This window comes from Flavobacterium chungbukense, assembly GCF_020805785.1.
In the GTDB taxonomy this organism is placed as follows: domain Bacteria; phylum Bacteroidota; class Bacteroidia; order Flavobacteriales; family Flavobacteriaceae; genus Flavobacterium; species Flavobacterium chungbukense.
The window spans coordinates 15,587-28,345 of the sequence record NZ_JAJGZV010000015.1 but is presented as its reverse complement, the minus strand read 5'-3'; the positions used below and the strand labels follow the sequence as shown (position 1 = coordinate 28,345).

The 12,759-nt window shown below is 34.7% G+C and carries 8 protein-coding genes; 5 read left to right on the top strand and 3 right to left on the bottom strand.

The genetic code is table 11. The features are described 5' to 3' along the window. The 3 genes from LL966_RS22675 to LL966_RS22665 form a co-directional block, all read left to right on the top strand. On the top strand, positions 1 to 3,026 hold a 3,026-nt coding region (locus LL966_RS22675), incomplete at its 5' end, for an Ig-like domain-containing protein (protein ID WP_229356499.1). 62 nt (positions 3,027 to 3,088) lie between these two features. Then, positions 3,089 to 4,000 carry a PorP/SprF family type IX secretion system membrane protein gene (locus LL966_RS22670; protein WP_229356497.1) on the top strand — a complete coding sequence of 304 codons (912 nt, stop codon included), beginning with the start codon at positions 3,089 to 3,091 and terminating at the stop codon, positions 3,998 to 4,000. Between the two features lie 2 nt (positions 4,001 to 4,002). After that, a complete protein-coding gene (locus tag LL966_RS22665) occupies positions 4,003 to 5,970 on the top strand; it encodes an OmpA family protein (RefSeq protein WP_229356495.1) in 1,968 nt (655 codons plus the stop codon). 116 nt (positions 5,971 to 6,086) lie between these two features. Here LL966_RS22665 and LL966_RS22660 read toward each other — a convergent pair whose 3' ends face one another. Then, positions 6,087 to 6,545 (bottom strand): RNA methyltransferase, encoded by a 459-nt coding sequence (locus LL966_RS22660; protein ID WP_229356493.1) that lies wholly within the window; start codon positions 6,543 to 6,545, stop codon positions 6,087 to 6,089. A gap of 352 nt (positions 6,546 to 6,897) precedes the next feature. On the opposite strand from LL966_RS22660, the gene LL966_RS22655 reads away from it, so the two are divergent. Further along, positions 6,898 to 7,344, top strand: coding sequence for a response regulator (locus LL966_RS22655; protein WP_229356491.1), 447 nt, complete (start codon positions 6,898 to 6,900; stop codon positions 7,342 to 7,344). 340 nt (positions 7,345 to 7,684) lie between these two features. Here LL966_RS22655 and LL966_RS22650 read toward each other — a convergent pair whose 3' ends face one another. Continuing rightward, positions 7,685 to 9,178, bottom strand: a complete 1,494-nt coding sequence (locus tag LL966_RS22650) for a hypothetical protein (RefSeq protein ID WP_229356489.1) — start codon at positions 9,176 to 9,178, stop codon at positions 7,685 to 7,687. A gap of 45 nt (positions 9,179 to 9,223) precedes the next feature. Next, complete coding sequence (locus LL966_RS22645) at positions 9,224 to 10,927, bottom strand: T9SS type A sorting domain-containing protein (protein WP_229356487.1); 1,704 nt, start codon at positions 10,925 to 10,927, stop codon at positions 9,224 to 9,226. Between the two features lie 1,263 nt (positions 10,928 to 12,190). Here LL966_RS22645 and LL966_RS22640 point away from each other — a divergent pair. Further along, positions 12,191 to 12,739, top strand: coding sequence for an RNA polymerase sigma-70 factor (locus LL966_RS22640; RefSeq protein ID WP_229356485.1), 549 nt, complete (start codon positions 12,191 to 12,193; stop codon positions 12,737 to 12,739). Positions 12,740 to 12,759: the final 20 nt, after the last annotated feature.

The following is a 12,759-nucleotide window of genomic DNA, read 5'->3' as shown; positions in this document are numbered from 1 at the left end:
CAGGTGATGATAGTTTCACTTTCACGGCTACCGATAATAGCGGAGCTTCGGATGCAACGCCTGCGACGTTTACGATTCCTGTTGGCAATAACGCGCCGACAGCAAATGCAGCTGTTAATACGGCTATGATACCTTCAACAGCTCCAGCTACGGCGATTGATGCTTTGACGGCATCAGACACAGACGGAACAATTGCTTCATATACAGTTGTGGCTTTACCGTCACACGGAACTTTAGCGCTGAACGGAACGGCTGTAACGGCTGGACAGATTCTTACGCCTGCACAGGCCGGACAGCTTACTTACGCCCCAAGCGGAACATTCACAGGTGATGATAGTTTCACTTTCACGGCTACCGATAATAGCGGAGCTTCGGATGCAACGCCTGCGACGTTTACGATTCCTGTTGGCAATAACGCGCCGACAGCAAATGCAGCTGTTAATACGGCTGTTATACCTTCAACAGCTTCAGCTACGGCGATTGATGCTTTGACGGCATCAGACACAGATGGAACGATTGCTTCATATACAGTTATGGCTTTGCCGTCGCACGGAACTTTAGCGCTGAATGGAACAGCTGTAACGGCTGGACAGATTCTTACGCCTGCACAGGCCGGACAGCTTACTTACGCCCCAAGCGGAACATTCACAGGTGATGATACTTTCACTTTCACTGCTACCGATAATAGCGGAGCTTCGGATGCAACGCCTGCGACGTTTACGATTCCTGTTGGCAATAACGCGCCGACAGCAAATGCAGCTGTTAATACGGCTGTGATACCTTCAACAGCTTCAGCTACGGCGATTGATCCTTTAACGGCATCAGACACAGATGGAACAATTGCTTCTTATACAGTTGTGGCTTTACCGTCACATGGAACTTTAACATTTAACGGAACGGCTGTAACGGCTGGACAGATTCTTACGTCTGCACAGGCTGGACAGCTGACTTATGCTCCAAGCGGAAAATTTACTGGTGATGATACTTTCACTTTTATCGCAACTGATAACATAGGAGCGGTATCAGCATCGGCAGTGTTTACTATTACGGTTGGCAACAATGCTCCAATTGCAAACAATGATACAAATGCAGCAATTCCTTCTAGCGCTGGAGCAACGGCAATAAAAGCGTTGACTGCAAGTGATTCAGATGGAACGATTGTTTCTTATACAATTATAACATTACCGTCACATGGAACTTTAGCGCTGAACGGAACGGCTGTAGCAGCTGGACAGGTTCTTACGCCTGCACAGGCAGGACAGCTGACTTATGCTCCTAACGGTTCATTCTCAGGAAATGATACCTTCACTTTCACAGCTACCGATAACAGCGGTGCTGTAGATGCAACGCCTGCAACGGTTACGATTCCTGTTGATAAGAGAACACTTATCGCAGTTAAGGATGAAATCGGTTCTGTAGTGGGTATCAATGAAATAGTTAAAGTAATTAATGTTTTAACTAATGATAAATTAGATAATAATCCTTTATCCATTAATGATGTTAATCTGAATGTCTTGACTCCAGATCCGAATAATGTATTAACGTTGAAGTCTGATGGAACAGTAGAGTTAGCTCCAAATGCTCCAGCGGGAACTTATACATTGACTTATGAAATCTGTGAAAAAGCGAATTCAGGAAACTGTACTTCAACTTCAGTTACAGTAACTGTTGTTGCTACAACAATGACCATTACTGCAGAAAGTTACTGTTTGAATAATGCTCCGTATGTTTCATACAGCGTTAAAGCGGATAATTTTACTCCAACTGGTTTACTAACCATTAATTGGATTGACAGTGCAAATCGTATTGTAGCAACACAGACAGGAATGCCTTTAAGTGGTACTGTATTATGGCCAGGTGCGAAAGTGGATGCAAACAATCTACCTACTGACTGGCCAGGATGGGTGTTGACTAACGGAAAATGGATAGAAGGGAATGATGGATTTGAATTAACAAGACCGGCAGTTACGATGCAGTTTACACTGAATCCTACTCAATCTGTTATTGTAAATTACCCTTCAGCTGTATCTGGATGTAATGCTAAACCTCAGTTTGGAATTGAAGCAGGAAACGATAATAATGTTACTAATGCAGACGGAATTAACGGTTCATTGGAAGTTATCAATGTCTTAAATAATGACAAACTAAATGGTTTACCAGTTACCCCAGTTGATGTTATTTTAACAGCAGATAAATTCCCTCAAGGAATTACGTTAAATCAGGATGGAACAATTGATGTTGCTCCTGGAACAAAAGGCGGTGATTATATTTTAACATACCAGATTTGCGAAAAAGCAAATCCAAACAACTGCAGTACGGCTACTGTCCGCATTTTTGTAGAAACACCATCTGTATCTCTGATTATGAAAGTGACACTGAATGACGAAAATGGTAATGGCAATGTAGAAGCAGGAGAAACGTTAACTTATACTTTTACAGTTACCAATACTGGAAATATTGCTTTAAACAATTTGACAATTTCTGATCTTCTTCCTGGTATTGTAATTACGGGAGGACCAATATCATTAGGTGTCGGAAAAAGCGATAGTCTAACATTTACAGGAACCTATACTTTAACTCAGGCTGACATTAATGCGGGATCTGTAAATAATCAAGCATCAGTTTCAGGAAGTACTCAAAGTGGTATAGTGGTAACAGATGTGTCAGATTCTGAAAATGTAAACGGTGATAATCCAACTGTGATTGAACTAATAAACGGTTGTAGTATAAAAATTTATAACGCTGTTTCTTTAAACGGAGATAAATTTAACGAAAGGTTCTACATACGAGGAATTGAATGCTATCCGGAAAACACAGTTCAGATTTATAACCGTTGGGGAATTCTGGTATTCGAAAGAGATCATTACAACAATAATGATGTAGTGTTTAAAGGATACTCAGAAGGAAGAACAACTGTTAAGGAATCAAACGGACTTCCTGAAGGAACATATTATTACATTTTAAGATATAAGGATAATGCTTCTAAGGCAAAACAGGAAGCAGGATATCTATACCTGACTAGATAATATTTCCATATTAATAAAAATGGCTTAGCCATAGGTTAAGCCATTATTTTAAAAATATATAAATGAAAAAATTAGCTTTATTATTATTGTTTTGTTCCGCTGCAGTTTTTGCACAGCAGGATGCGCAGTATACGCAATATATGCACAATACCATCAATATAAATCCTGCATATGCTGGTTCAAGAGGTGTTGTAAGTGTTTTTGGATTATACCGAACACAGTGGGTCGGACTGGATGGCGCGCCAGAAACAAGTACTTTATCTGTAAATACGCCTTTAAATAACAGTAGATTAGGATTAGGTTTTTCTTTGGTTAATGATAAAATTGGACCTACAAATGAAAATGATTTTTCAGTAGATCTGTCTTATTCGATTCAGACATCGGCAGAAGCCAAATTGTCGTTTGGTATCAAAGGATCAGGTAATCTTTTTAATCTGGATCCGAATAAATTGAGAATGGAAAATGAAGGAGATCCGCAGTTTGCAAATTTTAGAAATAAGTTTACTCCGAACATTGGAGCAGGGGTTTACTACCATTCAGACAAAGGATATGTCGGTTTGTCTGTTCCAAATTTCATTCAGACCAATCGTTACGATGATAATGATTATGCTATTTATAAAGAGCAGATTAATTATTATTTAATTGCAGGATATGTTTTTAACCTGGATCATTACGAAATGATCAAATTTAAACCAGCAGCGATGGTTAAGATGGTAGAAGGTTCACCTTTACAAGTAGATGTGTCAGGAAACTTTATGTTTAATGACAAGTTCGTATTAGGAGTTTCGTACAGATGGAGTGCCGCTTTAAGTGCAATGGCTGGATTTCAGATTAAAAAAAGTATGTACATCGGATATGCTTATGACCGTGAAACAACAAAGCTGAATAATTATAACTCAGGTTCTCACGAGATCTTCCTGCGTTTTGAGTTTATGAAAGGTTATAACCGAATTACATCACCAAGATTTTTCTAATTATGAAACTTAAGAGAATACTATACGCTGTTTTTCTGTCTTTTTTCTTTTTTAATGCAACGGCGCAAAAAGCACTGCTGGATCAAGCGGAAAAAGAATATAATAATTACGCTTACGCTGATGCGATTGCAATTTATGAAAAGCTAGCTTCAAAAGGTCTGGAAGATGAAAAGATGTTTCAGAGATTGGGTAATGCTTATTATTTTAATGCCGAACTGACTAAAGCTTCCGCTTGGTATGACAAACTTTTTAAATTAAATTCAAAACAAGATCCGGAATATTTATATCGATACGCACAATCTTTAAAATCAGCTGGAGATTATGCAAAAGCGGACAAAATACTTGAAGAATTTAATAGAAATAAAAACTCTGATAGTAGAGGGATTTTGTTTGATAATAATAGAAACTATCTGGAACAGATTAAAATGAATTCAGGACGTTTTGAAATTTCTCCTGCTAATGTAAATTCGGAGAATTCAGATTTTGGAAGCGCGTTTCTGAATAACAATTTAGTGTTTAGCTCTGCAAGGGAAATTAAAAATAAAGAGGGAAAAACTTTTAAATGGAATAATAAAAATTTCACCAATTTATATATTGCTACAATTAAACCTAATGGCGACACCAATAATGCGGTACTATTAAACAAAGAAATTAACTCTAAATTTAATGAATCGACACCTGTATTTACAAAAGATGGAAAAACAATGTATTTCACCAGAAATAATTATCTGGATGGAAAGCGTGGAAAGGATGATAAAAATATTACGCTATTAAAACTGTATAAAGCTGTTTTGGTAGATGGAAACTGGGCTAATATTAAAGAACTTCCTTTTAATAGCGATCAGTACAGTACAGCACATCCAGCGTTAAGTCTAGACGAAAAGAAATTGTATTTTGCTTCTGATATGCCAGGAACATTAGGACAGTCCGATTTATACAGCGTAACAATTAATGATGACGGGACTTTTGGGAAACCTGAAAATTTAGGCGCAGGAATTAATACGGAAGGGAGAGAGACTTTTCCATTTATTTCGGGAGATAATGAATTATATTTTGCAACTGACGGACGTCCGGGACTTGGAGGTCTAGACATAGTGGTTTCAAAAATTCTGGAAAATGGAACTTTTGATCAGGTTCAAAACATTGGAGAACCAATAAATACCAAATACGATGATTTTGCTTTTATTATTGACAGTAAGACACGTAAAGGCTATTTTTCTTCAAACAAAAAAGGAGGGATCGGAAGTGATGATATTTATAAATTTACAGAAACCAAAAAATTGGTTTGCGAAAGAAACTTAATAGGAATTATTTCTGATAGTAAATCTAATGAAGCTATTGAAGGAGCGATCGTAACTTTGCTTGACGAAAACAATCAAGTATTGCAAGTTTTAGAAACAGCAAAAGATGGTGCTTACAGCTTCAAAGTTAACTGCGATAAGAAATATTCAGTTAAGGTAGAAAGAAAGATGTATCCGGTTAAAGTAGCTTCGATTTCAGTTGCATCTGCAATTGATAACAGACTAGATTTTGCTTTGGAAAAAGAAAGAATTGTAGCTTTTGAAATTCCAATTCCAGCTATGAAAACGGTAAAAGTGGGAACTGATTTAGCTAAAACTCTTAATATATCTATGATTTATTTTGATTTAGGTAAATGGAATATAACGGATCAGGCAGCAGTAGAATTAGAGAAAATTTTGGCTGTAATGCAAGAATATCCTAAAATGAAAATTGATATCCGTTCGCATACCGACAGTCGATCTTCTGCTAAGTCCAACATGACTTTATCAGATAAAAGAGCTAAATCTATTATGGCTTGGCTGACTTCAAAAGACATTGCTGCAGATCGTTTGAAAGGAACCGGTTACGGAGAAAGCAGATTATTGAACAAATGTAAAGATGGAGTAAAATGTTCTGAAGAGGAGCATCTAAGAAACCGTCGAAGCGAATTCGTAATTTCTTCAATGTAAATATTTGCAAACAAGCAGTTACAAAATAGTGATTCTGCAGTAAGAATCAATTCATAAAAAAAGGTCTTTCCATTATTACAAACGGAAAGACCTTTTTTTTTATGTTCAAATTTGATTTAAGATCGTGGCTTAGGCAAATTTCTATCGTACATAACAATAGTTCCGGCCACAGCTACATTCAAACTTTTTTCCGATTTAAATTTCACTAGATGATGACATTTGTCCATAGCTTTTTTAGGTAAACCATGATCTTCTGCTCCTAATAAATAAACACAGCGTCTTGGATGTTCAAAAGTCTCTAAATCGCTTGCTTTTTCAGATAATTCTACACCAACTAATCTAGCGCCTTTTGGCAAATTTTCAAAAAAGGCTTCAAAAGTTTCATAATGAAAATAAGGAATAGCTTTCACTGCATCATGAGTGTCACAAGCTTGTTTGGCATATCTATTACCAATAGTAAATATAAAAGTAGCTCCCAAATTTTGAGCGGATCGCCATAAAACACCTAAATTTTCTGGGGTTTTTCCATTTTGAATTCCTATCCCAAAGTATTCATTTATAAAGTTATCATTCATAAATGCAAAAGTACAAACTGTACATACATAAATCAATTTTTTATTGAGATGAAAGAAAGAATGGTAATTGGCTATGTAGAAAATGCAAATGTCTTATTTATAGTAAATTAGATTAAGAATGGAATTAAGAGTTAAAAGATATGCATTTACACGAGGTAGAAATAAAATGTAAATCATTTCCATATTTTTCTTTTGTTTTGAAAGTGTTTTCTTAGAAAAAAAAAGGTATCTTTATATAAGAACTTTTCCAAAATAGGATTCTTTGGGTGAGTTTTTAAGGACTGAAGTTTTTTTAGTAACCACTGCAGATTTAAGATTTATAATTCTTAAGCTGTATTTAAAATTAAAAGCTATGTCACCACAACAGAACTTTGAGAAGCTTATCTATTTAGCAGATGATGATGAAGATGACAGAATATTGTTTCTTGATGCAGTTGAAGAACTAAACCTTCCTCTCAATGTGGTGCAGACTACTGATGGAAATGAGTTGCTCAATACGCTCCATAATGCTGATCATCTTCCAGAAATTATTTTTCTCGATATTAATATGCCTTGTAAAAATGGTTTTGAATGTTTAAAAGAAATTCGAAGCGCATCGGGAGATTTGAAAAAAGTAAAAGTTATAATGCTTTCTACCAGCAGCAGCGCTATACATATTAAAATTTCATATAAACTCGGTGCTGATTTTTACGCCGTAAAACCTGGAAGTTACCAAGGACTTAAAGATTTACTTGAAAAGTTGCTGACAGACTTTAAAAGTTTGAAATTGGAAATGAAAAAATTTCTAGTAACATACTAGTTTGATCATTTCAAAACATAATATTTACAGTAAAAAAATTTTGCCGACCTTAAAAAAGTGTAATCTCAGAATAATATTGTGTAAGAATTTAAATAGCGATTTTGGTACTTTTGTTTAAATAAAGGTACAATAAACTTTGTAATCAGACAGAAAAGAAAACAGGGGACCGGCGGAGTTCGTCTGGAGGATCTGGACAAAGATTTAGTTAGTTACCGCATACCTCAGGCACCCGCCGGCTGCCGAAAAGCTCCTTAAGTTTTTAAGGAGCTTTTTTTTATTCATTCGAAATTAAATGGTAGATAGTGATTGTTTAGTTCTACAATCTTATTTTCTGAGAAAATTATCTAGCGCTAAGATTTAAAGATACTGTAGACATACTTCCTGATCCATCATAACGCTCTGCCCAAATTTCTATGTAGTCATCTTTTTTTAGTTGCATTGTACCTACGATTGGAAGCGCTAGAATACCCGCATTTGCAAGAAAGCCAGTAGTTGGTTTTCCATATACTTTTGTGTCAGGAAGTACAACTCCATTTTTGGCAATATATAAGATAAGTGTTATGTCTGTTGTGTTAACTTGACATGAAACTGAAGCTGTTACCTGAAAATATCTTGTCTTATTTCCTCGATAGGTAATTCTGTTATTATTATCTCTGGTGAATCTAAAAAGATTGTTTGATGTAGTTGTACCACTAAGTTTTATCCTGCTGGATGCACCTGTGCCAGAAAAAGTTGTTGTTGCACCAGAACCAACAAGGGCATCGAGATTAATATCGCCAGTTGAATCAGAATCACCTTCTCTAGGAATGCCAGGTGCATCTACGGTCCAAGCTGTACTAAAGTTGTATCCTGTGTAAGTTGACGCAGCAGGATAACGGTTAATATATCCATTAACATTTGTAGTGGTTCCTGAAAATACAGTACCCAATAAAACCCCAGTTCCTACGCTAAGCGTAGCGTTGCTTACATCCATTGCTACATCGGCTCCGTTCATTGTACTGAAACCACTGTTTTTTTGGATCAATCCAAATGTGCCAGTAAAGGTTTCAAAAGTTCCGTTGTTACTAGATGTCCATGCCTGATTATTCAGCAATAAACTACCGATATTAGAATACGTAATTCCATTAGTATTATTAATGTATTGAATAATGTTACCAAAAAATAATCCAATTCCATTAATAGTTCCAACACTTACTGTCATTCCGTCAACAACGACATTTTGAACCAAGAGTGATGAAGCAGTTGCAATACCTGGCCCGTTTATAGAAAATGCCGTAGCTCCTTTTAAAGTTACATTTCTAATGCTTCCTCCCGTATTTCCCGAAAAAATTGTTCCTGTTGATGACAAAACATCTTCATTTGCATCAAGACCAGAAACATAGGCATTGTTTAAGTTTATTGGACTAGTAAGATTGATAGTTCCGTTAATTTCATAAAGTGTATTGCTATTCAATAAATATGAGGATCCTCCACCTAAAGCTAATTCCGGAGCTAAATCTGCAGCAGATTTTACCAATTTGTAATTATTTCTTTTAAGAGCACTTTCATTCGCAATCTTTATCCATGCTGTTGTTGCGGTGTTATAAAAGTAAAAAGCTTTATCGGTGGTATCAAAAACCAATAAACTTTCGGCTGGAGTTGTAATTGCTGTTCGTTGTGCCGTTGTCATTCTTGGAGCAAGCATGCCTTGTGTTGTAGAAGTGATATCTAATATTGAAGTAGAATTTGGCGTAACTGTCCCTATTCCGATTTGTGCATTTGAAGTATTGGGAAATAATAAGAAACACAATAACAATATTATGATTTGGCTTTGTAATGTAGATTTCTTAAGCATATGCGTAGTTTTAGGTTTTAAAAAATTTCTCTTAAATAGTTGGGGTTATTTTCCAGAATTGGAAATCAAAACTTTTTTGGTAAGTTTTTGGTTATCATCGGTTAGAAATTCTGCAATGTAAATTCCGTAACTTAATCCAATGGTCGAAAAATTGTAATTGGAATCTGTTTTTAAATCTTTTTTAGACAATACCGTTTTTCCTGTAATATCATATAGTGTAAAAGATTTTATAGCTAAACTATTCGGATTTGAAGCTTTAATGTTTTTAGAAATGTTATCTTGATAAATGATAAAGTTGTCTAATTTGGAATTTTCTTCTGTAGCAAGTGTTTGATCTAAAAAAGCTACGTAAAATCGATCTTTGTAAGCGCCAGACGCAACTGCAACTTCGAAAGAGTTGTTTTTTATATCATGATAAGAGTTATCATATTTATCATAGATATAAACTTTTTGTGTTGCATCAAAATTGATGAATTCTGGAATGCTGAATTTTAATGTAGCATTTGCTGAGGCATTAACCGAGAGCGGAATTTTTTTTGTAGGCTCAAAGTTTACACCTTGAATTAAATAGTTTCCGTCTTCTATCCAGAAATTAACATCGTCAGGAAGATTTGCGGTCATATTTAGTGCATCAATTCCTGTATCAATTCCATCGGTTGCTTCAGGAACGAAAACTAATGCCAGCTGTCTAGTAAATTGATTATTTATAATAGCATTTATTCTGAAATATGATAAAGCTTCAGTTTCTTCATTTGCTTCACTTTTCTTTGACGGTTTCTCAAATTGTGATCCACCCAAAAGTTCTTTTAAAAATACACGATGAGCATTTTTAAATGTAACGATGCCATTTGCTGTTCCATTCAACAAAAAGCCTTGACCTATAGGCGCATATCTGCGTGCTAAAACTGTTCCTGTTCCTGAACCGGGACCAGGATTAACGGTTCCATCTTGCTTGTAAGCATTAAAAACGGGTGGAATATAAATACCATTAGATGTTGTATTGATTGGAGCATAAGAACCATAACCGCCTCGATAAGCGCTGAGATAATGAGAATCTATTGTTCTGTCTTGTTGCCAGAAATAAGCTGTACCGCCTGTTATTGTCCTATTGTCGTTATCCAATAAAAATTCATTTAAATGCAATGCTGATGGATACGGATTTCCTGTTAATGTAGCATTATTTGCTCCTAATGTTACTGTAATATTGCCGTTGTTTGGTCTTCCTCTAAAATCATATCGTTGCGCACTGCCTGGATTATTAGTAACTCCTGATCCTTCAGGATCTGCAGGGTCTGTTCCGCTTGTACCTTTCATCGTAAAACCCTCGCCAGGAGCAATTGTAGATGCACCTCCAACTAAGATCCATTGAGAATAATTATTAGCGTTTATTAATTTATAAATCCAAGAAGAGGCAATAGATAACGGATTTGAAATACCGTCGTAACTTCCTGCTGGAAGAATAACTGTTGGAGTGGTAGCTGTTGCAGTAGTTGGGCGTCCCAAAGCTGTGATTCCGAAATTAGTATTTCCTGTTGCTGCAGTTGGAATTCCAATTGGAGAACACCAATAATTGTAATCATAATTGTCTGATGTTCCTTCCTGATAAAGAGAAAGAGAACCTAAGCCCGTATTTGTAGATGTAGTATTTCCGCCCTGAATTAGTTGTGCGTTATTCCTTAAATATAAATTGGAATCGGTATTTAAGTGAATATTTTGCTGTACGTATAAGACTTCATTTTTTACATACATATTAGAGTTCGAGCTAAAGAATACTTGGCAAGTGATTGTCGAAGTAACTAGTAGACAAAATAGTACTATTTTTTTTTTCATGAAGTTAGTATAATGTTGTTTCGGTAGATTTAGAGAGATATTTTATTCAAAGTCTTCTTCTCGAGACGATGACAATTAAACCTAAAATGAGTCCGGCGACTAATAACTGTTTAGCGTATCGGTCTATTGCTATTGTGGGAGTTCCGTCGCCTGGTAAGCCTGGTGGGGGAGGACCTCCGCCCTGAGCAAAAGTGCTGGGTTGAAAATGTAAAAAAATATAAAGGATGAGTAATTTTATCTTGTAGGCTTTCATAGAATTTTACGGGTTTTAAATAAGGGGCATTTTATTACTCAAACGAAGTATTATTCCATTACATTCTTTTTGGAAAATTTTAAATGTACTGGTTTGTAACTTTCAATAAATTAGGTGTTTATGATCAAATTTAATGAAATAAAAAGTGTGCTTTGTATAAAAACCAATATTTAACTAGGATTTTTCTTATGTCAAAAAATAAGATAAACTGTTTGTTAAAAATGTTAAATCAAATTTCATTTCAAATTAGAAGAAGCTGTAAATAAAAGCTTGAGGGATTATTTTGATATAGGATTTTTCTTTTAAAAACAAATGGGAATTATTTTTTCTAAGGGAAAAAGAATGTTGTTTAATTGTCTTATTATCAATGCTTTATTTGTGAGTTTGTTAGTTTCTTTTATTTTTTAACAAATTTCATTATTTTATATCTATTAATTCTATAGAATTTATATAAATTTGTTTCGTGATCGTATTTGGCAAAATTACAATAATGCAAATTATATGAAAGTAAGGGCTATGAAGTTATATGGCGAGTAAGTTTTAGAGAATTCGTATTATTGTATTTTTAACAAATATTCGAAAGCGGGAATTTTAAATAGGAAATTAGCGGTATAATCTTACTTTGGGTGTTAAATGTTTAAAATATCGTCTTTTTTACATTTTTTTAGAAGAGGTAATTTTTACTTGAATTAAATGTCAAAATCGCAAAAAATGCATTATTTGGTAAGATTGCAGCGTATTAATTTTAAATTTTTACTGATGCTGTTGAATCGAGTGCATTTTTCTGATAGGATGGACATTACGCATCAATTAACAATTTATTTATATTAGCATAATAATAACAATTTTAGACTCATAAAGTTATTTTCTTAACACATAATATAAAACACCAATTAAGATATATTCTTAAAACCTTCAAAAGGGAAAATATGGGAGTAAAAATTTTAACATTAAAGGAATATAAAAGTGTATTCAATACGCTGTATCCTTCATTATGCCTATTTTCCAACAAGTACATTGAAAATTTAGACGTATCAAAAGATATTGTTCAGGAGGTTTTTATTAAAGTGTGGGAAGATAGAATTGAATTTCAAGACGATAGCGCAATAAAATCTTACCTCTATACGTCTGTAAAAAACCGTTCACTTGATTATTTAAAAAGTAAGCGTTATAAAGAAACTTTTTCTATTGGAGATACTGATATTGGACAAATAGAAACTGATCCTTTCTTTTTTCGAGAAGTTGTCATTTCTGAGACTTCTGTGATTATTGAAAAAGCGGTAAATACATTGCCAGCAAAATGCGCACAGATTATAAAGCTGAGTATTAAAGGTTTGAGTAATACCGAAATTTCAGAAGAATTAGGTATTTCGTTAAATACGATAAAGACGCAGAAAAAAATTGCTTATAAGCGCTTAAAACCTCTCTTAAAAGACTGTTTTTTTATTATCGCATTTGTATTTGAGATAAGAAATTAATGGTTTTTAATCATTGAATT